Genomic DNA, 20,746 nt, shown 5'->3' with positions numbered 1-20,746 from the left:
AAGCCGGCTGGGATTGCTGGTGAAGCCCCTGCCGAGCATGGCTCGGCACTACGCTCCCTCCCTTTGGCGCAGCCAAGGGGAGGGTTGGGGAGGGGTTGGCTTTTGGGGCCTTTCAGGCATTGCCAGCTTCGCGGCTTACGCCGCTCCCACAAACGGCGGGCTCGCCTCAGGCGTTACAGCTCATGAAATCGGCTGCAGCCATCGGCCGGCCGAGGTGATATCCCTGCAATACGTCGCAGCCTAGTTCGCCCAGGAAGTCGCGTTGCGCTTTGGTTTCCACGCCTTCGGCGACCACCTGCAACTGCAGCGAACGGCCCAGCGCGATGATCGAGGAGACGATTGCCGCGTCTTCGGCGTTGTGTTCGAGGTCACGCACGAACGCGCGATCGATCTTCAGTTCGGTGGCGGGCATGCGCTTGAGATAGAGCAGGCTGGAGTAGCCGGTGCCGAAGTCGTCGATGGCGATGCGCACGCCCATTGCGGTCAGGGCTTCCAGTATCTGCAGGCTCGCTTCGACATCCTTCATCGCCGTGCTCTCGGTGACTTCCAGGGTCAGCTGGCGCGGATCCAGTGCGTGCCGCTCCAGCGTGGAGCGCACCGTCTCCACCAGCGTGGGCGAGGCGAACTGCAGTGGCGACAGGTTCACCGCCATCGACCAGTCCGCGTTGCCGGCGTCGTGCCAGGCACGCAGCTGGGCGCAGGCGGTATCCAGGACCCACTCGCCGACAGGAATGATCAGGCCGCTGCGCTCGGCAACCGGAATGAACACGTCCGGTGACAGCATGCCGAGGTCCGGGTGGTTCCAGCGCAGCAGTGCTTCGGCACCGTTGGCGCGGTCGCCACCGGCGGGGAACTTGGGCTGGTAGTGCAACACCAGCTCGTTGCGTGCGATGGCGCGGCGCAGATCCTGCAGCAGCCGTAGGCGCTGGCGAGTGCCAGCCTGCATGGTCGAGGTGAAGAATGCATGGCCGTTCCGGCCGCTCTGCTTGACGTGGTACATCGCCGCGTCGGCATTTGCCATCAGTTCGCGCTCGGTACTGGCGTCCTCGGGATACAGGGCGATGCCGATGCTGGCGCTGACCAGCAACTCCGCGTTGTCGATCAGGAACGGGTCACTGATGGCGGTGCTGATCTGCTCGGCCATCAGTGCTGCGTCGTCGGGCGAGTCGATCGCCATCACGATCACGAACTCATCGCCGCCGAGCCGCGCGAAGGTGTCCTGGCTGCGCAGCAGGGCGCCGACCTTCTTGCTGAACTGCACCAGCAGGCGATCGCCGAGCTGGTGGCCATATGCGTCGTTGACGTTCTTGAAACCGTCCAGATCGCAGAACATCAAGGCCAATCCGAACTCGCGCCGCGCGGCTTTTTCGATGGCGCGCTCGATACGATCCTGCAGCAGCACGCGATTGGGCAATTGGGTCAATGGATCATGCAGCGCGGCCTGCACCAGTTTTTCATTGGCATTGGCCAGCGAATTGGCCAGCACGCCGGTACGCAGCCGCATCTGTCCGTCGAAGACGGAGGCCAGCAGCGCGACCGCCAGGGTTGCGATGGTGGTGACGATCACCAACCCGGCAAGCAACTGGGTATCCAGCCCGCCGTCGCTGATGGCACCGCAGAACGCGCCTGCGGGGAAGCGTGCGGCGGCCATTCCGGTGTAATGCATGCCAACAATGGCCACGCCCATCACCAGTGAGGCCAGCATCCGCATCGGCATCAGGCGGGGCTGTTCATGGCGTAGTCGCTGTGCAATCCACAAGGCCGCCGCCGAGGCGCCGATGGCGATCAGGATCGAGGCGGTGAACCACAGCGGGTCATAGTCGATGCCGGGTTGCATCTGCATGGCCGCCATGCCGATGTAGTGCATCGCCGCGATCCCCAGCCCCATCAGCACCGCACCAGCCACCAGGCGGCTAACCGGTAGCCGCTGTCGCGATACCAGCCATAGCGCGTACATCGACGCGGCGATCGAGGCAGCCAGCGAGCACGTGGTAAGGAAAAGGTCGTAGCCCACCGGGATCGGCAGTTTGAAGGCGAGCATGCCGATGAAGTGCATCGACCAGATGCCCAGGCCCATGGCTATCGCACCGCCGACCAGCCAGATACGTGCTGCCTTGCGGCTCTGGGCGCTGGCCACGCGCGCGGACATGTCCAGAGCGGTGTAAGAGGCAAGGATCGCCACCAGTAACGAGACGACAACGAGGCTCTGGTTGTAACTGCCAATCATTGGGGGAGGGTCCTGGAACGTCGATACGGGGCATAGCCCCGCTTACATAGCGGCAGTGGCGGCGCGGACTTTAGCTGTCGCAGCGTTTGCGACACCAGTGGGCTATCCTGCGCCGCTAACGCAGATAGGAATTTCCATGGCAAAGACCCGCAGCGCCTACGTCTGCAGCGAATGCGGCGCCGAGTACAGCAAGTGGCAGGGGCAGTGCACCGAATGCGGTGTATGGAACGTGCTGAGCGAGATCGTGCTCGAGACCGCCGCGGCCGCCAAGGCACCGGCATCGCGCCGCAATGGCTGGGCCGGCAAGGTCGAGGCGCCCAAGATCACCGCGCTGAAAGATGTGCAGCAGACCGAGCATCTACGGGTGTCTACCGGCATTGGCGAGTTCGACCGGGTGCTGGGCGGCGGCCTGGTTGAGGGCGCTGTGGTGCTGGTCGGTGGCGATCCGGGTATCGGCAAGTCCACGCTGCTGCTGCAGGCAGTGGCGAAGATGGCCGGTACCTTGCCGGTGCTGTACGTCACCGGCGAGGAGTCGCTGTCGCAGGTGGCGGGCCGCGCGGTGCGCCTGGACCTGCCGCTGGAAGGCGTCAATGCACTGTCCGAGACCGGCGTCGAGAACATCCTGCAGCACGCGGTGAAGGCGCGGCCCAAGCTGATCGTCGCCGACTCGGTGCAGACGTTGTGGACCGAGGCGCTGACGGCCGCGCCGGGTTCGGTCAGCCAGGTGCGCGAGAGCGCGGCGCGGCTGGTGCGTTTTGCCAAGGAAACCGGTACCGCCGTGTTCCTGGTAGGCCATGTCACCAAGGAGGGCGGCATCGCTGGCCCACGTGTGCTTGAGCACATGGTGGATGCGGTGCTGTACTTCGAGGGCGAGAGCGGCAGCCGCTTCCGCATCCTGCGTGCGTTCAAGAACCGCTTCGGCGCGGTCAATGAGTTGGGCGTGTTTGCGATGGGCGAAAAGGGCCTGAAGGAAGTGCCCAATCCATCGGCGATCTTCCTGTCCGGTGGCAGCACCCGCCAGCCGGGCAGCTGCGTGATGGTCACCCGCGAAGGCACGCGGCCGCTGCTGGTGGAAGTGCAGGCGCTGGTGGATTCCTCGCCGCTGTCCAATCCGCGCCGGGTGGCGGTGGGTCTGGAACAGAACCGCTTGGCGATGCTGCTGGCGGTGCTGCACCGTCATGGCGGCGTGCTGGTCGGCGACCAGGACGTGTTCGTCAATGTAGTTGGTGGCATCCGCGTGCAGGAAACCGCCGTCGATCTGCCGGTGCTGCTGGCGGTGTTGTCCTCGCTGCAGGACCGGCCGCTGGCGGAGAAGACCATTGCCTTTGGCGAAGTGGGTTTGTCCGGCGAAATCCGCCCGGTGCCCAATGGCGAGGATCGCCTGCGCGAAGCGGCCACACATGGCTTCAAGCGCGCAATCGTGCCCAAGGCCAATGCGCCCAAGGCCGGTACGGTGAAGGGCATGGAAGTGATTGCAGTGGAGCGTCTGTCGCAGGCGCTGGAAGCGGCGATGGAATGAGGCCGTCACTGTAGTGCCGAGCCATGCTCGGCAGGGGCCTTACCAGCGATGCCACGTGTAGGAGCGGCGTAAGCCGCGAAACTGATAGTCGATCCGATCCGGAGATTCCCGCAACTTCATTGTTGCCAGCTTCGCGGCTTACGCCGCTCTTACAAGATGCCGAGGCCGAGGCCGATGCCGATGCATTGCTGGTATTGCCTCTGCCGAGCATGGCTCGGCACTACCGTCTACCGCCTGCCGCTTACCGGCTATGGCCCAGGACCAGCTCGATCACGAACTGGCTGCCGAAGAACGCCAGCAGCAACAGCGCCATTGCGGTCAGGGTCCAGTGCACGGCCTTGCTCCCGCGCCAGCCGTAACGGCGGCGGCCGATCAGCAAGGTGCCGAAGATGATCCAGGACAGCACGCTGAGCACGGTCTTGTGCACCAGCTTCTGCTCCAGCAGATCGTCGACGAACAGCACGCCGGTCAGCAGGGTCAGGGTCAGCAGGCAGAAGCCCACCGTGATTGTGCGGAACAACAGGGTTTCCAGATCGGCCAGCGGCGGCAGGGCACGCAGCCAGGGGCGGAAGTCGCGGCGGCGCAGGGCACGCTCCTGCAACCACAACATGATGGCCAGCAGCGCGGCCACGCTCAGCGTGGCGTAGGCCAGCAGGGCCAGCCAGGCGTGGGTGGCCAGGCGCCAGCCCAGCAGTTTGCTCGGTTCATGGCCATAGCTGTGGTAGGCCAGCAACAGGATCGCCGCCATCGGGAACACCACCACGCCCAGCGCCGACATGCGACCGCGCGCGCCAACCACGGTGGTCAGTGCCGCCATGCCCAGGCCAACCAGCGACAGCGCCGCGAAGAAGTGCATGTCCGGGCCGCCAGCGGTCTTGGTCGCCACCATCAGGTGGTAGCCGGCGTGCAGCACTACCGCGCCGATGGTCGGCAACAGCCAGCTGCGTGGGGGCGGACTGCGCTCGCCGGCCAGCCCGCGGATCAGCAGGGCGGTGGACACCAGATAGAGTGCGGCGGCGATGAGAACGATTGTCATCGCTGCAGTTTCGCATACAGGCCCGTCGCTGGCGACGTGAACCGGCGGTAGTGGCGGCTGGTCGGTATACTAACTGTCTCTGTTTCCACGATTTCCGCAGGTTCCGTCGCATGTTCGAGTCACTGACCCAGCGCCTTTCCGGCACCATCGAGCGCCTGCGTGGGCGCGGCCGCCTGACTGAAGAAAACATCCGCGAGGCCACCCGCGAGGTGCGCATCGCCCTGCTGGAGGCCGATGTGGCCCTGCCGGTGGTGCAGGCCCTGATCGAGAAGATCAAGGTCCGCGCGGTCGGCCAGGAGGTGCTCAAGTCGCTGACCCCGGGCCAGGCCCTGATCAAGGTGGTGCGCGACGAGCTGACCGCCGTGATGGGCGCGCAGGCCACCGACCTGAACCTCAATGTGCCTGCGCCGGCCATCATCCTGATGGCGGGCCTGCAGGGTGCCGGCAAGACCACCACGGTCGGCAAGCTGGCCAAGCACCTGAAGGAAAAGCGCAAGAAGAAGGTGATGGTGGTGTCCGCCGACGTTTACCGTCCGGCCGCCATCGAGCAGTTGAAGACGCTGGCCGAACAGGTCGGTGTGCTGTTCTTCCCGTCCGCGTCCGACCAGAAGCCGGTGGACATCGTCCGTGCCGCCATCGAAGACGCGCGCAAGTCGTTTGTCGACGTGCTGCTGGTCGATACCGCAGGCCGCCTGGCCATCGACGAAGCGATGATGGCCGAGATCAAGGCCCTGCACGCAGCGGTCAACCCGGCTGAAACCCTGTTCGTGGTCGATGCCATGACCGGTCAGGACGCCGCCAACACCGCCAAGGCCTTCGGTGAGGCGCTGCCGCTGACCGGCGTGGTGCTGACCAAGACCGACGGTGACGCCCGTGGCGGTGCCGCGCTGAGCGTTCGCTACATCACCGGCAAGCCGATCAAGTTCACCGGTACCGGTGAGAAGGTCGACGGCCTGGATGTGTTCCACCCGGAACGTGTGGCCAGCCGCATCCTCGACATGGGCGACGTGCTGTCGCTGGTGGAACAGGTTGAGCAGCAGGTCGACAAGGACAAGGCGCAGAAGCTGGCCGAGAAGGTCGCCAAGGGCAAGAAGTTCGATCTGAACGACATGCGCGACCAGCTGGAACAGATGCAGAACATGGGCGGCATCGGCGGCCTGATGGACAAGCTGCCGGGCCTGGGCCAGATCCCCGAGCACCTCAAGGCGCAGGTCAGCCAGAGCAAGGAAGTGCCGCGCATGATCGCCATCATCGGCTCGATGACCAAGAAGGAGCGCCGCAACCCGGGCCTGCTCAATGGTTCGCGCCGTGCCCGCATCGCGCGCGGCTCCGGCACCCAGCCAGCCGACGTCAACAAGCTGATGAAGCAGTACATGCAGATGGAAAAGATGATGGGCAAGCTTGCCGGTGGCGGCATGAAGGGCATGATGCGCAACATGAAGGGCATGCTCGGCGCCATGGGTGGCAAGGGCGGCCTGCCGTTCCGTTGATAACGTTTGATTCCAACCGGTTGAACAGGGAGTGGTGCATGAAGAACAGGATGTATCTGGTATTGGCCGTGCTGGCGCTGAGCGCCTGTGGTGAAGACCGCTCGATGTCGCAGAAGGCCGGCAGTGCCATCAGCGGCACCGCCACCGACTTCGTCGCCGGCCTGGGCGAGGGCGTGGACAAGCGCATGTCGCTCAAGCTCGATGTGGCACCGGAAGTGGCCAGCAATGGCATGACCGTGACCCTGGGCAAGAGCCGCGGCATGGGCTCCAAGGACGCCTCGGTGTATGTGGTGGCGACCAAGCCGTACAAGGGTGCATTCCTGGCGCGTGCATTGGATCAGTCCGGTGCCGAGATCGGCCGTTCGCGTGTGGAAGTGGATTTCCCCGCCGATGATGCGCAGTATGTGAACTTCACTTTCAACGAAGAGATGGACAGCCAGCTGGTGCGTTCCTACGCCCTCTCGCTACGCTGAGTGGGCCTGGCACCGGCGGCTTGATCACCGCCATGCACAACGCCGTCATTTCAGCCCGGACCGAAGCGTTCTGCCAACGCTTCGGTCTTGAACTTCCCATCCTGCTGGCGCCGATGGCAGGTGCCTGCCCGGTGCCGCTGTCTGCAGCGGTTGCCAATGCCGGCGGCATGGGCGCGATGGGCGCGGTGTTGTCCACGCCCGAACAGATCACCCAATGGATGCACGCATTTGGCCAGCAATCGTCGGGGCCGGTGCAGATCAATCTGTGGGTGCCGGATCCGGCGCCGCTGCGTGATCCTGCTGCTGAAGCGGCGACCCGCGAGTTTCTTGGCCAGTGGGGCCCGCCGGTTGCAGCGGAGGCGGGCGATGCCGGCCCGGCCGATTTCGATGCCCAGTTCGATGCGCTGATTGCTGCCCGGCCAGCCGTGGCTTCGACCATCCTGGGCGTGTTTTCCGCTGCGCAGGTGACCCGGCTCAAGGCCGCTGGCATTGCCTGGTTTGCCTGTGCAACCACGCTGAGTGAAGCGCTGCAGGCGCAGGCTGCTGGCGCTGATGCGGTGGTGGCACAGGGCATGGAGGCCGGCGGTCATCGCGGCGCGTTCGACGCCGCACAGGCCGAGCGACAGATGGTGGGTTTGTTCGCCCTTCTGCCGCGCTTGGTTGATCACCTGAGCGTACCGGTGATTGCAGCCGGTGGCATCGCCGATGGTCGCGGCGTTGCCGCCGCCTTGATGCTCGGTGCCAGCGCGGTGCAGGTGGGCACTGCATTCCTCGCTGCCGAGGAATCCGATATTCCAGACGCCTGGAAGCAGGCATTGAGCACTGCCGAGCCTGAAGCAACGCGTCCGACACGGGTCTTCAGTGGCAGGCTTGGACGCGCCCTGGAGACCGACTATGTGCGTGCCGCCGAAACAGCCGACGCGCCTCGCCCGCGTCCGTATCCGGTACAACGCGGGCTGACTGCTGCCATGCGCAAGCAGGCCAATGCCGCAAACCAACTCGATGCGATGCAGGCATGGGCGGGGCAATCGGCCTGGATGGCGCGACGCGCACCGGCAGCGCAGATTCTGCAGACGATGTGGGCGCAGGCACAGTCGCTGACATGAGCGTGTTGTTCTGCAATGGGCAACTGGCCGATGCCGGCGCCTTGAGTGCGGCGCTGGTCAATTACGGCCACTTCACTTCATTGCAGGTGCGCGCAGGTGCGGTGCAGGGCTGGGCGCTGCATCTTGCGCGTCTGCGACAGGGCACGCGCGAGCTGTTCGATGTCGAGCTGGATGGCGCGCAGCTCGTGGCATGGCTGCGGGAGGCATTGCTGCAGCTCGATGCGGCGGATGCATCAGTGCGGATCACGGTGTTCTCGCGCCAGTTCGATTTCCGCCAGCCGCTGCGGGCGGTGCCGGTGGATGTCTTGATCGCCATCGCTGCACCGGCAACGATTCCAGCGCTTGCGCGTTCGGTATTGCCGATTCCGTATCAACGCGAGTTGGCACATATCAAACACGTGGGTACCTTCCCGCTGTTCCAGCTGCGCCGGCAAGCAATGCAGCATGGCTTTGACGATGCGCTGTTTGTTGATGCGCAAGGCCGCATCAGCGAAGGCAGCACCTGGAACCTGGCGTTCTGGGATGGCGCACAGGTGCATTGGCCGCAGGCCTCGGCGCTGCGCGGCTGCACCGAGCGTTTGCTGATGGATGGTTTGACCTCGCTTGCGCAGATGCAGGTGCAAGGCGAGGTGACGCTGTCGGCGCTGGCGCGGTTCAGTGGTGCGGTGGCATTCAATGCATCCGGGATCTGGCCGTTGGCCGCCGTAGGTGAGCAACGGTTCGAGCAGTCCGATCAGTTGCTGGCCAAGCTGCAAGCCGCATTGGCGCAGACGCCTTGGCTCGCCCTGTAGCGCTGGAAGCCTGTGTTCTTGCGGGCTGCGGTATGGGGTTGCTTGATCAGTTGTGCACGCCGCGTTTGTTACTGCGGGCGCGTTGCGAACCTTGTCCTCGATTCGACTACCACCAGGAGCTTGCATGGCGTTGGACCTGAGTGATCCGCGCGCGACACTGCAGTGGCTGATGAGCGTGCTGCTGTTCGTGCTGCATCTACTCGTCGCCGCCAGGGCGCTGACCCGCGCCAACCGCACGCCTGCATCCCGCGCAGCGTGGGTATTGGTGATCATGCTGGCGCCGGTGATCGGCATGCTGGCCTACCTGCTGCTGGGCGAAACCAATGTTGGCCGGGCACGCCTGCGCCGGCTGCAGCAGACGGCGCGGATGCTCGCGGACTTGAATGGCGCCGCGCACAGTGACGTCGCGCTGGCATCGCTGCCTGCGCCAGCGGCGTCGTTGTTTGCCTTGGCGGCATCGATCAATGGTGCACAGCCGCAGTCAGGCAACCGGGTTCGACTGCTCGGCGCGGCCGACAGCCATCCTGCCGCGCCCATGGACGACTGCAGGGCCGCCATCGATGCGCTGGTGCGCGATATCGAACAGGCGCAGCAAAGCGTGCATATCGCTTTCTACATCTGGCTGGATGACGTTGCCGGTGGTCGCGTCGCTGATGCGGTTGCCGCCGCGGCAGCTCGTGGCGTCGCCTGCAGGGTGATGGTGGACGCGCTGGGCTCGCGCGGCTTCATCGGCAGCCCGCGTTGGACGCAGCTGAGCCGGGCCGGGGTCAAGCTGCTGCGGACGCTGGACGATCTCAATCGCCTGCAGCACGTGGCCTTCAGTCGCATGGATCTGCGTGACCATCGCAAGATCGTGGTCATCGACAACCGCATTGCCTACTGCGGCAGCCAGAATTGCGCCGATCCGGAATTCCGGGTCAAGCCGCGGTTTGCCCCGTGGATTGACCTGCTGCTGCGCTGCGAAGGCCCGGTGGTAGCGCAGACGCAGCGGCTGTTCCTGAGCGGCTGGATTCCGGAAAGTGGTGAGCAGGGTCTGGACGGATATGCTGCCGACGTGGCGCCGCCATTCACTGATGGCTGCGTGGCGCTGGCATTTGAAACCGGCCCGGTTACGCGCCACAACGTGATGGCCGATATGTTCGCGGCCTGTGTTTATGCGGCGCGGCGCGAGCTGGTGATCAGCACACCGTACTTCGTGCCGGATGAAGCATTGCTGCGTGCAATCTGTGCAGCGCCACGCCGCGGCGTGCGTACGCGGCTGATCCTGCCCAAGCACAACGACTCCTGGCTGGTGGGGCAAAGCAGCCGCAGCACCTATGCCGATCTGCTGCAATGTGGCGTGCAGGTCTACGAATACCCGCTGGGTCTGCTGCATGCAAAGTCGCTGACGATCGATGGCGAGATTGCCCTGGTCGGCTCGGCCAACATGGACCGTCGCAGCCTTGAATTGAACTTCGAGAACAACCTGCTGATTGCCGACAGCGCGGTCACAGTGAGCATCGTGCAGCGGCAGGAAGGCTATCTATCGGTATCCGAGCCGCTGCTGCTCGAGCAGGTGCTGGCATGGCGCTTGCCAACGCGGCTGCTGCAGAACGCAGTGGCGATGATGTCGCCGGTGCTGTGAAGCAGCGGCTCAGGCCGCAGGACGGGTGTCGCCGCGCAGCAGTCCCATGAATTCACTGAACAAACGGCGGTCAATCAGCCGGCCGCGATCATTGGCGAGAATCTCGATCGCGTGCTGGGTAGCCATCGCATCGCGATAGGGGCGGTGCGAGGTCATCGCGTCGAAGCCGTCAACGATGGTCAGTATGCGCGACTCAAGCGGAATGTCTTCGCCCTGCAGGCCATGCGGGTAGCCGCTGCCGTCCCAGGCTTCGTGGTGATGGCGGATCAAGGTGGCAACCGCCTTGGCATCACTGCGTCCGGTAGCGGTAAACAGGCGTGCACCGCGCTCCGGGTGCGAACGCATCGCCGACATCTTGTCGTCGTCGAGCTTGCCGGGATAGAGCAGCACTTCGTCGCGGATGCCGATCTTGCCGACATCATGGAAGCGCGCGGCAAGCACGAGGTGGCCTATGCGTTCTTCCGACAGCTCGCAGCGCTGGCCCATGGCCTGGGCAAGTTGCGAGACGCGGTCGCAATGGTGGTCGGTATAGCTGTCGCGCTGGTCGAGCGCGGCGGCCAGCACGTCGATGGCGCAGCTGCTGTCCTCGGGTGGAAGCGACAGGCCTACGGGTGTGGTGATCGGGGACATGGGGACGGAGCCGGATGGACGGCTGCGAGCTTAATGGGGAGGGCGTTATTCTCAACGCCCATCCGTTTTCACGCAATCTTCACTGGATTTTTCGTTCAGGCGCGTCCCGGGTGCAGCGTGGTCAGCAGTGCCCTTGCCGCGTTGAATCGGTCCGCGCTTTCCGGCAACGGGTGCTTGATGCGCAGCTTGTCCGGGCCATCCATCTGGTAGAGCTTGGGCTGCTTCTGGATCAGCTGGATCACCACCATCGGGTCGATGTTGGGCTTGCTGTCGAAGACGATGCGGCCGCCGTTCTCACCCAGCTCCAGCTTGCGGATGCCCAGTTCGTTGGCCTGCAGCTTGAGCTCGGCAATGGCGAACAGATGCTTGACCGGATCCGGCAACAGGCCGAAGCGATCAATCATTTCCACCTGCAGTTCGCGCAGGCGCTCACTGTCGCGCGCCGAGCTGATGCGCTTGTACAGGGTCAGGCGGGTGTGTACGTCGGGCAGGTAGTCTTCCGGAATCAAGGCCGGTACATGCAGTTCGACGTCGGCACCGCGAGCTTCTTCGCCGGCATCCAGATCCGGCAGCTTGCCGGACTTGATCGAGCGCACCGCGCGTTCCAGCAGCTCGGTGTAAAGGCTGAAGCCAATCTCGGCCATCTGCCCGCTCTGGTCTTCGCCGAGCAGTTCACCGGCACCACGGATTTCCAGATCGTGCGTTGCCAGGGTGAAACCGGCACCCAGCTCATCCATCGAAGCGATGGCTTCCAGGCGCTTCTGCGCATCACCGGTGATCGAGCGCTTGTCCGGTACCAGCAGGTAAGCGTAAGCGCGGTGATGCGAGCGACCGACGCGACCACGCAGCTGATGCAACTGTGCAAGACCGAAGCGGTCGGCGCGGTTGATGATGATGGTGTTGGCATTCGGGATGTCGATACCCGATTCGATGATGGTACTGGCCAGCAGCACGTTGAAGCGCTGCTTCTGGAAATCCAGCATCACCCGTTCCAGCTCGCGCTCCGGCATCTGCCCGTGGGCCATGCCGATGCGTGCCTCTGGCACCAGCTCGGACAGCTCGCGCTGCATCCGGCCCATGCTTTCCACATCGTTGTGCAGGAAGTACAGCTGGCCGCCGCGCGACAACTCACGCTGGAATGCCTCGCGCAGCTGCGCGTTGTCCCAGGCGGTGATGAAGGTCTTGACTGCCAAACGGTTCGGCGGCGGTGTGGCGATGATCGACAGATCACGCAGGCCGGCCATCGCCATGTTCAAGGTACGCGGGATCGGCGTCGCGGTCAGGGTCAGCAGGTGCACATTGGCGCGCATCGCCTTCAGCGCTTCCTTCTGCCGCACGCCAAAGCGCTGCTCTTCATCGACGATGACCAGGCCAAGATCCTTGAACTTCACGTCCGGCTGCAACAGCCGGTGCGTGCCGATGATCACGTCGATGGAGCCTTCGGCGACCTTGTCGAGCTCGGCCTTGATTTCCTTGCTGGTCTTGAAGCGCGACAGCACTTCCACCCGCAGCGGGTAATCGGCGAAGCGGTCGCGGAAGTTGCGGTAATGCTGTTCGGCCAGCAGCGTGGTCGGCACCAATACGGCAACCTGCTTGCCACCGCTGGCAGCGGCGAACGCAGCACGCACCGCAACCTCGGTCTTGCCGAAGCCGACGTCGCCGCAGACGACGCGGTCCATTGGTTGGCTGGATTGCAGGTCACGCAGGGTCGCTTCGATCGCCGCCTGCTGGTCGGGGGTTTCCTCGAACGGGAAACCGGCCGCGAACGGCTCGTACAGCGATCGATCGATATCCAGCGCCAGACCGGCGCGGGCGCGGCGACGGGCCTGGATCTCCAGCAGCTCGGCAGCAACGTCGCGGACTTTCTCGGCAGCCTTGCGCTTGGCCTTGGCCCATTGCTCGCCACCGAGTGAATGCAGTGGCGCGGTTTCCGGCGACGCACCGGAATAGCGGCTGATCAGGTGCAGCTGCGCGACCGGTACATACAGGCGGTCGCCCTTGGCGTATTCGATGTCGAGGAATTCGCCGGGCATGCCGCCGACATCCATCGCGATCAAACCACGGTAGCGGCCAACGCCATGATCTTCATGGACGATGGGCGCGCCTTCGGTCAGCTCACCAAGGTCACGGATGATGGCCTCGGGCTCACGCCCAGCCCGCCGCGTACGCCGCGCCTGCCCAGCACGTTCCGGGAACAGCTGACGCTCGGTAAGCACGGCCAAGGCCGGCTCGCTAAGCGCAAAACCGTCATCCAGCGGCGCCACGGTAATGGCGAAGCGCGCGAGCCCCGCTTTGCCTTCAAGCCCCTCTCCCGTTAACGGGAGAGGGGTTGGGGTGAGGGCGCTCTTGCTCTTGCTCTTGCTTTGGCTGGGAGCCTTACCCCCATCCGACCCTCCGGGCCACCTTCCCCCGATGGGGGGAGGCAGGAACTCATTGAAGCTCGCAACAACCTCAGGTCGCAATTCAGCAGCCTGCAGCACTTCCAACAAAGCCTCACGCCGTCCCGGCGAATCGGCCGCGATTAGCACCCGTCCCGGGTAATGCTCGATGAAAGACTTCAGCGCCTGTCCAGCCGGCGCATCCTTGGCCGCGACCGGCAATGGCGGCAGCGGCTGGTCGCCCAGTGGCTGCGCTTCGGCGGCGCGCGGATGATCGGCGGCGCACACTTCCACGCGCGGCATTTTGTTGAACTGCTCGCGTAGCTTGTCCGGCGACTGGTAGATCTCATCCGGCGGCAGCAGCGGCCGTTCGATGTCGTGGCGGCGTTGTTCGTAACGGCTGTTGGTCTGCAGCCAGAACGCATCCGAGGCTTCGCTGACGCCGGTGCCGAGCACGGTCATGAAACCGTCTGGCAGGTAGTCGAACAGGGTTGCGGTCTGGTTGAAGAACAGCGGCAGCATGTATTCGATGCCCGAAGGCAGCAGGCCGGCCTTCAGATCCTGGTACAGCGGGCTGCGGCGGGTATCCACGTCGAAGCGTTCGCGCAATGACGCCAGCACCTTGTTGAGGCTGGCCTCGTCCATCGGCACTTCGCGGCCGGGCAGCATCTTTACTGCCGTCACCTTGTCCAGCGAGCGCTGCGATTCCGGGTCGAACTCGCGGATGGAATCGATGTCATCGTCCAGCAGCTCGATGCGCAATGGCGTATCGGCGCCCATCGGATAGACATCGAGCAGGCCGCCGCGCACGGCAAAGTCGCCCGGGTCCATTACCTGCCCGACATTGCGGTAGCCCGCGCTTTCCAGGCGGCGCTTCTCCGCGTCCATGTTCAGGCGCTGGCCAACCTTCAGGTCGAAGCTGCCACCGACGATGTAGCTCAACGGCGCCAGTCGCTGCAGCAGCGTCTGCACCGGCACCACGACGATGCCTTGCTTCAGCGTCGGCAAGCGGTGCAATGCGGCCAGGCGCTGCGAAATGATGTCCGGGTGCGGGCTGAACTGGTCGTAGGGCAGGGTTTCCCAATCCGGGAACGGCACCACCGGCAACGGGCTGTTTGCACCCAGCAGCGTCTGCAGGTCAGCTACCAGCTGATGCGCGCTGTGGTTATCACGGGTGATCAGCAACAGCGGCTTGGCGTGCGCCTGCGCGGCGCAGGCAACATGCCAGGCCAGGGCGCTGCTGGAAGCCGGAGCGCGCCACCAGGCGCGGAGCTGGCCCGAACGGGGCAGCGGCGGAATGGGGTAGGTGATAGGCGACATGAACCGTGAATTTTACCAGATGCGCCCCGGTCGCCTCGTTGGGCCTGATCTGGCTTGCAGGCGCGGATGGTTCAGGGCCGGAAACGCGACAGGCGCCTTGTCGGCGCCTATCGTGATACGAGCAGAAAACTGACGCCTAGTTGGCCAGTTCCAGCACCATCCGCACCAGCCCGGGGGCGGCTGCGGGGTGCGGCACCTGCTTGAAACCCAGCGAGGCCGCCAGTTGCAGCATCGGCTCGTTGTCCTGGGCGATGTCGCCATACAGGCGGTCCAGGTACTTGCCGCGCGCCCATTTGACCAGCTTGCGCATCAGTTGCCGGCCCAAGCCCTGGCCGGCCAGGAATCCGCTGACCAGGATCGCGTACTCGGCATCGCGGGTGCCGGGGATGATGGAGGCGCGGGCCACTGCGCCGACCACCGCTTCACCGGGCGGCAGCGGTTCGGCCGCCACCAGCGCGATTTCAGTCTTCGGGTTCGGGTGGGTCAGGCGCTGGGCGGTCTCATCGGACAGTGATTCAACCGACTGCAGGAACTTGTCACGCACCTCTTCCGGCCCGAACAGGGCAAACGCGCCCTGCAGCGGTGCGCCGTCTTCCGGGCGGATTGGCCGTATCAGCAGCTCACGGCCGCTGGGTGCCTTGAAATTTTCATGCCACGGGGGCATGCGGTTGCGAGTGGCCATGACTACGTTTCCTCCAAAGTCGCCTGATTCTGTCACTGCGGCTGCTACGTTCTGTGAACGCGGTCCAAAGCAGGTGCAGATTGCCGGCGAGGCCCGTCATTCGGGGGTCTTCAGCCACTCCAGTCGGGTCGAGGCACCGGCTTCACCCAGATACTGCTTCAGCACGGGCAAAGCCGGGGCCAATACCTGCTCAAACTGCCATGGCGGGTTCAGCAACAGCATCCCACTGCCATTCAGACGCAGCGGGGAGTCGTCGGACCTCACCATCAGCTCGGTCACCAGGATGGACTTGGCTGGCAGGGCGGCTGCCTTGCGGAAAAACGGCTGCAGGGTGCGGCGCTGCTTGATCGGATACCAGACCGCGCACTGCGCCTGCGGCATGCGGGTCAAAATCTCACGAACTGTTGAGATGATAAGCGGGTACTCGGCGTCCTGTACTTCATACGGCGGGTCGATCAGCACCAGCGCCCGGCCAATCTTGATGGCACCGCTCTTGGGCGGCAGGAAGGCGCGGATGGCTTCATAGCCGTTGCCGGCGTGGACCTGTACCCGGCGGTCATGGGCGAACAGTTCCTTGAGCGCGGTGACTTCGTCCTTCTGCAGCTCGCAGGCGGCCATGCGGTCCTGCTCACGCAGGGCACGGGCGGCCAGCAATGGCGAGCCGGGGTAGGAGATCAAGGCGCCAACCGGGTTGTCGGCCTGCACTGCGCGCAGGTAGTGCTCCACCACTTCGGGCAGCGACGGGGTGGTCATCAGCCGCAGCACGCCTTCATCGATCTCGGCGGTTTTGCGGCTTTCCTCGGCGGACAGCAGGTAACGGCCGCGGCCGGCATGCGTGTCCAGCACGAAGAAGGGCGAGTCTTTGCGCTTGAGCGCGTCGATCATCGCCAACATGACGATGTGCTTGAGGACGTCGGCGTGGTTACCGGCGTGGAAGGCGTGGCGATAATTCATGGGCGGAGTTTACGGCTTGCCGCGCTGCGTGGGCGTTTTGATCGCCTGCCGCCACGCCAGGGGCGGCTGCAGAGGGGGATTTGGTCCCCTGTTGCCCGCAGCGCTGGTGTCTGTGGCAAGGGCAGCTATGCTGATGCGATGTCAAACCAACCAGCCCGGGTACTCGTCGTCGAAGACGAGGCCGCCATCGCCGATACCCTTCTCTATGCGCTGCGCAGCGAAGGCTACGCCGCCAGTCATTGCGCGCTGGGCCGCGAGGCCTTGGCCCTGCTGCGCCAGGACGGCGCCGATGTGGTGGTGCTGGATGTCGGCCTGCCGGACCTGGGCGGCTTCGAGGTCTGCCGTGAACTGCGTACTTTCAGCCAGGTGCCGGTGATCTTCCTGACCGCCCGCAACGACGAGTTCGACCGTGTGCTGGGGCTGGAGCTGGGCGCCGACGACTACGTGACCAAGCCATTCTCGCCCCGCGAGATGGTTGCGCGGGTGCGTGCGCGGCTGCGCCGGACCACGCCTGCTGCGCCGATTGCGGCCGAAGCGGGGGGCTGGAAGCAGCTGGGCCGGTTCGCGATAGACCACGACGGCCGCCGCATCCGCTACGACGAGGCGCTGCTGGACCTGACCCGCTACGAGTACGCCTTGCTGGCGGCGCTGCTGCAGCGCCCCGGCGCGATCCTGAGCCGGGCACAGCTGATGGAGCGCGGTTGGGATCACACCAGCGACAGCACCGACCGCACCGTCGATACCCACGTCAAAACCCTGCGCGCAAAGCTGCGTGCGGCCGGTGCGCAGGGCGAGCCGATCCGCACCCATCGCGGCGTCGGCTACGCCCTGGATGTGTGACCGATGCGGATCGGGCTGAAGCTGTTCCTGGGATTCTTCCTGATTGTCGGCATTGCCGCGTTCTTCGTGATGCGCGTGTTCGTCAACGAGGTCAAACCCGGCGTGCGCCAAGCGATGGAGTCCACCCTGGTGGACGCAGCCAATGTGCTGGCAGTGATGGCTGCGCCGGATCTGAAAGCCGGCCATATCGGCGACGGTGACTTCGCTGCGCGGTTGGCTACTGCCCAGCGGCGCGACCCCAAGGCGATGGTCTGGCGCTTCCCCAAGCGCAGCATCGATTATCGGGTGACGGTGACCAATGCGCAGGGAATAGTGGTCTATGACTCGCGCGGGCAGGACGTCGGGCGCGACAATTCGCGCTGGAATGACGTCTACAAGACCCTGCGTGGTGAGTACGGCGCACGTTCCAGCCCGGAGATCCCGGGTGAAGAGATCAACACCGTGATGCATGTGGCCGCGCCGGTGTACGACCCGGCAGACGGCCGCACCCTGATCGGCGTGCTTACGCTGTCGCAGCCCAACGACACCATCGATCCCTTCATCGTTGCCAGCCAGCGCGCCATCATCGCGCGTGGCGCCTGGTTGATCGGGCTGTCGGCCTTGATCGGCCTGCTGATGACCTGGTGGTTGTCGCGCGGCATCGGTGGACTCAGCCGCTATGCCAAGGCGGTGAGTGCCGGTGAGCTCGTGCCGCCGCCGAAGCGGCGCCGCGATGAGATCGGTGATCTGGGTCAGGCGCTGGAAACCATGCGTCGCAAGCTCGAAGGCAAGGCCTATGTCGAGCAATACGTGCAGTCGTTGACCCACGAAATGAAGAGCCCGCTGGCGGCGATACGCGGCGCCGCCGAACTGTTGCAGGAGCCGCTGCCGGAAGCCGATCGGCAGCGTTTCGCCGCCAATATCGTGCAGCAGGAGCGCCGCCTGACTGAAACCATCGATCAGCTGCTGCGCTTGGCCGAGGTGGAACAACACGGCTGGCTGCAGCGGCGTGACGAGGTGGATCTGGTCGCGGTCTGCCGCGCGCTGGCCGACGATGCGGCGCCGCGCCTGCAGGCCGGGCAGATACACCTGGATGTGGAAGTGCCGGAGCAGGCAGCGGTGCAGGGCGACGCCTTCCTGCTACGGCAGGCGCTTTCCAATCTGCTGGACAACGCGATTGCATTCTCCGCGCCGGGCGGCCGCATCGTGCTGAGCGTGCGGCGGGAGCAGCAGAGCTGGCGGATTGCCGTTCGCGACAATGGTCCAGGTGTGCCGGAGTACGCGCAGGAACGGGTGTTCGAACGCTTCTACTCGCTGGCAAGGCCGGCTACGGGCCAGCGCAGTTCCGGCCTCGGCCTGCCGTTCGTGGCGGAGGTGGCGCGCCTGCATGGCGGTGTCGCGCAGCTGGGCAATCATCCCGAAGGCGGTGCCGAGGCGCGTCTGCTACTGCCGGCCGGCTGACTTCACATTCGCTTCAAACTCGGCACAAACCCTGCTCACCAGCCGCGTTCAACCTGTCCCTGTTTCCACACGAGGACGGGACATGACTTCCCTGAAACTGCTGTTGCGCTTCGCCATTGTCGGCGGGCTGGTGTTGTTGCTGCTGATTCCCCTGCTGCTGATCCGCAGCACCATCAACGAGCGTGAGCGTTACCGCAACGAGGCGGTCGAACGGGTATCGCAGAGCTGGGCCGGCGAGCAGTCGCTGATCGGCCCGGTGCGGGTGCTGCCGTGGACCCAGCAGCGTGAAGTGGAAATCCCGGCCGAAGGCGACAAGCCGCGCCGGACCGAGCTGCGCGTCGAAAGCGGCTATGACCTGCAGATGCCGACACGCTTGAACGTGCAGGGCAACATGCGCACCGATGAGCGCACTGTCGGCCTGTTCAAGGTGCCGGTCTACAACTGGCAGGCCAAGCTGCAGGCCGAGTTCGCCGAGAGCAGTTATGTCGCGGTACCGGGCCGCACCTATGGCCGTCCCTACCTGGCCTTGGGCATCTCCGACGTGCGTGGACTGGTCGGTACGCCGAACCTGCGCGTGGACGGTCGTGCGATCCAGCTGCAGCCGGGCGCCGGCGCATTGGAGGGGACCTCCAAGGGCCTGCACGCGCCGCTGTCGGTCTTGCCCGACTCGATGCAGGGCGTACTGCGTGAGGGTGGCAAGGTCGAGCTGGAGTTCGTGCTGGGCGGCACTCGTTCGCTAGCGGTCGCTCCGGTGGGTGATGACACCCGTGTTTCCTTGTCTTCTCCCTGGCAGCACCCGCTGTTCGGCGGCAGCTTCCTGCCCAACGAGCGCAGCATCGATGCCAGCGGCTTCAAGGCGGAGTGGGCGGTGTCATCGCTGGCCTCGGCGGCGCAGTCGCAGTTGGTCAGGGCGATCCGCAGCGATGGTGGCAGCGTGGAGGCTCTGAACGTGGCCTTGGTGGACCCGGTGGATACCTATACGCAGGTGGACCGGGCCAGCAAGTACGGCATCCTGTTCGTGTTGCTGACCTTTGTGGGCTTCGCGCTGTTCGAGTTGATCAAGCAGTTGAAGATCCATCCGCTGCAGTACCTGCTGGTAGGTTTGGCGCTGGCGATCTTCTTCCTGTTGCTGCTGAGTCTTTCCGAGCAGATTGCGTTCTGGAAGGCGTACCTGGCAGCTGCGGCGGCGTGTATCGGCCTGCAGGGTTTCTACCTGAGCGGTGTGCTACATAGCTGGAAGCGCGGTGTTGGTTTCGCGACGATGCTGACCTTGTTGTACGGCGTGTTGTATGTGCTGCTGGTCTCGGAGAACAACGCGCTGTTGATGGGTTCGCTGCTGCTGTTCGGCATCCTGTCGGTGATCATGTGGATCACCCGCAAGCTGGACTGGTATGAGCTGAGCAATCGCGCAATGAGCAAGCAGGGTTGATTGAGCCGGCTGCGATGACGGGGCGGGGTGGCGATGGCCATCCCGCTTCTTTCGCAAGGAGGAAGGACATGAATCGTGCTTTGATCCATCAGCGTGCGCGGCGTCTGTTGCCTGCGGGTATCGAGACCTGTGGCTTGTTGCACTTCGGCATGGGGCCGGGGCAGGTGGAGCGGGTGCTGTTGGGCAGTGTGTTTGGTGGTGGGCAGGCGCAGGGGGTTGTTGCCTTGCGTTTGTCGTTGTCGACGGCGTTGGCGATCCAGCGCAAGGGCTTGCGCTACTTCGAGGCCGGGGATTGGGTGTATTCGGCGTTTGCGGCGGAGTGTGCTTCGTTTGCCGCCGAGGTGTTGCCATCCGGTCACGGGGCTGGCTATTCGGCGGTGGCATTGGATGGGCGGGCGTGGTTTGTGGTGTTGCCGGTCGAGCGTTTGGTGGTTTATGGGTGGTGGGAGTGAGTGGAACGGTTGTTTGGTGGGTTGCGTGATATTGCTGTTCTCCGATTTTTGGCGGAAATCCATAGGCGTGCAGTCGAAAAGCGGGGCGTTCGAAGAGCATCCCCGCGAAGGCGGGCCGAAGACATGCACCGAGCTGCATGACACTCCCTTCTCCCGCTTGCGGGGGAAGGTGCCCGGAGGGCGGATGGGGGGAGCTTTGGGTTTTGCTGTTGCTCTGTTTCTTGATTAAAGGCCAAGGTAGCAACAGCAACCGCAGAGCTTTCACTCCCCTGCGGGGAGCGAGTTACTTTTCTTTGCTTGTGCAAAGAAAAGGTAACCAAAAGAAAGCACACCCTGCCTCCGCGCCCACGCCGCT

16 protein-coding genes are annotated in these 20,746 nt (G+C 64.7%); 10 read left to right on the top strand and 6 right to left on the bottom strand.

The features are described from left to right. Window positions 1-166: 166 nt before the first annotated feature. Window positions 167-2,227 carry a putative bifunctional diguanylate cyclase/phosphodiesterase gene (locus tag Q5Z11_RS14305; RefSeq protein WP_303747025.1) on the bottom strand — a complete coding sequence of 687 codons (2,061 nt, stop codon included), beginning with the start codon at window positions 2,225-2,227 and terminating at the stop codon, window positions 167-169. A gap of 136 nt (window positions 2,228-2,363) precedes the next feature. On the opposite strand from Q5Z11_RS14305, the gene radA reads away from it, so the two are divergent. After that, complete coding sequence (gene radA, locus Q5Z11_RS14300) at window positions 2,364-3,746, top strand: DNA repair protein RadA (protein WP_303747024.1); 1,383 nt, start codon at window positions 2,364-2,366, stop codon at window positions 3,744-3,746. Between the two features lie 241 nt (window positions 3,747-3,987). Here the strand turns inward: radA and Q5Z11_RS14295 are convergent, their stop codons facing one another. Further along, window positions 3,988-4,782 carry a cytochrome C assembly family protein gene (locus tag Q5Z11_RS14295; RefSeq protein ID WP_303747023.1) on the bottom strand — a complete coding sequence of 265 codons (795 nt, stop codon included), beginning with the start codon at window positions 4,780-4,782 and terminating at the stop codon, window positions 3,988-3,990. A 110-nt stretch (window positions 4,783-4,892) separates the two neighbouring features. Here Q5Z11_RS14295 and ffh point away from each other — a divergent pair, with 110 nt between their 5' ends. The 5 genes from ffh (at window position 4,893) to cls (ending at window position 10,266) form a co-directional block, all read left to right on the top strand. Beyond that, a complete protein-coding gene (gene ffh / locus Q5Z11_RS14290; protein WP_303747022.1) occupies window positions 4,893-6,272 on the top strand; it encodes a signal recognition particle protein in 1,380 nt (459 codons plus the stop codon). Window positions 6,273-6,310: 38 nt separating this feature from the next. Then, on the top strand, window positions 6,311-6,745 hold the full coding sequence (locus Q5Z11_RS14285) for a hypothetical protein (RefSeq protein ID WP_303747021.1): 435 nt from the start codon (window positions 6,311-6,313) through the stop codon (window positions 6,743-6,745). Window positions 6,746-6,777: 32 nt separating this feature from the next. Further along, a complete protein-coding gene (locus Q5Z11_RS14280) occupies window positions 6,778-7,851 on the top strand; it encodes an NAD(P)H-dependent flavin oxidoreductase (RefSeq protein WP_303747020.1) in 1,074 nt (357 codons plus the stop codon). Continuing rightward, on the top strand, window positions 7,848-8,642 hold the full coding sequence (locus Q5Z11_RS14275) for an aminotransferase class IV (RefSeq protein WP_303747019.1): 795 nt from the start codon (window positions 7,848-7,850) through the stop codon (window positions 8,640-8,642). Before Q5Z11_RS14280 ends, Q5Z11_RS14275 begins: the two co-directional genes overlap by 4 nt. 124 nt (window positions 8,643-8,766) lie before the next feature. After that, a complete protein-coding gene (cls, locus tag Q5Z11_RS14270; RefSeq protein ID WP_303747018.1) occupies window positions 8,767-10,266 on the top strand; it encodes a cardiolipin synthase in 1,500 nt (499 codons plus the stop codon). A gap of 9 nt (window positions 10,267-10,275) precedes the next feature. Here the strand turns inward: cls and Q5Z11_RS14265 are convergent, their stop codons facing one another. The 4 genes from Q5Z11_RS14265 to Q5Z11_RS14250 form a co-directional block, all read right to left on the bottom strand. Continuing rightward, on the bottom strand, window positions 10,276-10,896 hold the full coding sequence (locus Q5Z11_RS14265; RefSeq protein ID WP_303747017.1) for an HD-GYP domain-containing protein: 621 nt from the start codon (window positions 10,894-10,896) through the stop codon (window positions 10,276-10,278). Window positions 10,897-10,991: 95 nt separating this feature from the next. Further along, window positions 10,992-14,594 (bottom strand): transcription-repair coupling factor, encoded by a 3,603-nt coding sequence (mfd, locus tag Q5Z11_RS14260; protein ID WP_303747016.1) that lies wholly within the window; start codon window positions 14,592-14,594, stop codon window positions 10,992-10,994. 136 nt (window positions 14,595-14,730) lie between these two features. Next, window positions 14,731-15,276 (bottom strand): GNAT family N-acetyltransferase, encoded by a 546-nt coding sequence (locus Q5Z11_RS14255; RefSeq protein ID WP_057629682.1) that lies wholly within the window; start codon window positions 15,274-15,276, stop codon window positions 14,731-14,733. A gap of 96 nt (window positions 15,277-15,372) precedes the next feature. Next, window positions 15,373-16,230 (bottom strand): 23S rRNA (adenine(2030)-N(6))-methyltransferase RlmJ, encoded by an 858-nt coding sequence (locus tag Q5Z11_RS14250; RefSeq protein ID WP_303747015.1) that lies wholly within the window; start codon window positions 16,228-16,230, stop codon window positions 15,373-15,375. 138 nt (window positions 16,231-16,368) lie between these two features. Between Q5Z11_RS14250 and creB the strand changes: the two genes are divergently transcribed. From creB to Q5Z11_RS14230, 4 genes are all read left to right on the top strand, one after another. Further along, window positions 16,369-17,070, top strand: a complete 702-nt coding sequence (gene creB, locus Q5Z11_RS14245) for a two-component system response regulator CreB (protein WP_303747014.1) — start codon at window positions 16,369-16,371, stop codon at window positions 17,068-17,070. Between the two features lie 3 nt (window positions 17,071-17,073). Next, window positions 17,074-18,510: a two-component system sensor histidine kinase CreC gene (creC, locus tag Q5Z11_RS14240; protein WP_303747013.1), complete on the top strand. Its 1,437-nt coding sequence runs from the start codon at window positions 17,074-17,076 to the stop codon at window positions 18,508-18,510. 82 nt (window positions 18,511-18,592) lie between these two features. Beyond that, the gene (creD, locus tag Q5Z11_RS14235) at window positions 18,593-19,939 is read left to right on the top strand and encodes a cell envelope integrity protein CreD (RefSeq protein WP_303747012.1); all 1,347 of its coding nucleotides are present in this window, start codon (window positions 18,593-18,595) and stop codon (window positions 19,937-19,939) included. Window positions 19,940-20,007: 68 nt separating this feature from the next. After that, complete coding sequence (locus Q5Z11_RS14230; protein ID WP_303747011.1) at window positions 20,008-20,391, top strand: hypothetical protein; 384 nt, start codon at window positions 20,008-20,010, stop codon at window positions 20,389-20,391. Window positions 20,392-20,746: the final 355 nt, after the last annotated feature.

This window comes from Stenotrophomonas sp. 610A2 (assembly GCF_030549615.1).
GTDB classification, from domain to species: domain Bacteria; phylum Pseudomonadota; class Gammaproteobacteria; order Xanthomonadales; family Xanthomonadaceae; genus Stenotrophomonas; species Stenotrophomonas pigmentata.
This window is presented reverse-complemented; position numbering and strand designations above follow the sequence as displayed.

Bases quoted from the DNA above. Each gene is read 5' to 3' on its own strand.
- Q5Z11_RS14305 (WP_303747025.1), bottom strand. From the start codon at position 2,227: ATGATTGGCAGTTACAACCAGAGCCTCGTTGTCGTCTCGTTACTGGTG.
- radA (WP_303747024.1), top strand. From the start codon at position 2,364: ATGGCAAAGACCCGCAGCGCCTACGTCTGCAGCGAATGCGGCGCCGAG.
- Q5Z11_RS14295 (WP_303747023.1), bottom strand. From the start codon at position 4,782: ATGACAATCGTTCTCATCGCCGCCGCACTCTATCTGGTGTCCACCGCC.
- ffh (WP_303747022.1), top strand. From the start codon at position 4,893: ATGTTCGAGTCACTGACCCAGCGCCTTTCCGGCACCATCGAGCGCCTG.
- Q5Z11_RS14285 (WP_303747021.1), top strand. From the start codon at position 6,311: ATGAAGAACAGGATGTATCTGGTATTGGCCGTGCTGGCGCTGAGCGCC.
- Q5Z11_RS14280 (WP_303747020.1), top strand. From the start codon at position 6,778: ATGCACAACGCCGTCATTTCAGCCCGGACCGAAGCGTTCTGCCAACGC.
- Q5Z11_RS14275 (WP_303747019.1), top strand. From the start codon at position 7,848: ATGAGCGTGTTGTTCTGCAATGGGCAACTGGCCGATGCCGGCGCCTTG.
- cls (WP_303747018.1), top strand. From the start codon at position 8,767: ATGGCGTTGGACCTGAGTGATCCGCGCGCGACACTGCAGTGGCTGATG.
- Q5Z11_RS14265 (WP_303747017.1), bottom strand. From the start codon at position 10,896: ATGTCCCCGATCACCACACCCGTAGGCCTGTCGCTTCCACCCGAGGAC.
- mfd (WP_303747016.1), bottom strand. From the start codon at position 14,594: ATGTCGCCTATCACCTACCCCATTCCGCCGCTGCCCCGTTCGGGCCAG.
- Q5Z11_RS14255 (WP_057629682.1), bottom strand. From the start codon at position 15,276: ATGGCCACTCGCAACCGCATGCCCCCGTGGCATGAAAATTTCAAGGCA.
- Q5Z11_RS14250 (WP_303747015.1), bottom strand. From the start codon at position 16,230: ATGAATTATCGCCACGCCTTCCACGCCGGTAACCACGCCGACGTCCTC.
- creB (WP_303747014.1), top strand. From the start codon at position 16,369: ATGTCAAACCAACCAGCCCGGGTACTCGTCGTCGAAGACGAGGCCGCC.
- creC (WP_303747013.1), top strand. From the start codon at position 17,074: ATGCGGATCGGGCTGAAGCTGTTCCTGGGATTCTTCCTGATTGTCGGC.
- creD (WP_303747012.1), top strand. From the start codon at position 18,593: ATGACTTCCCTGAAACTGCTGTTGCGCTTCGCCATTGTCGGCGGGCTG.
- Q5Z11_RS14230 (WP_303747011.1), top strand. From the start codon at position 20,008: ATGAATCGTGCTTTGATCCATCAGCGTGCGCGGCGTCTGTTGCCTGCG.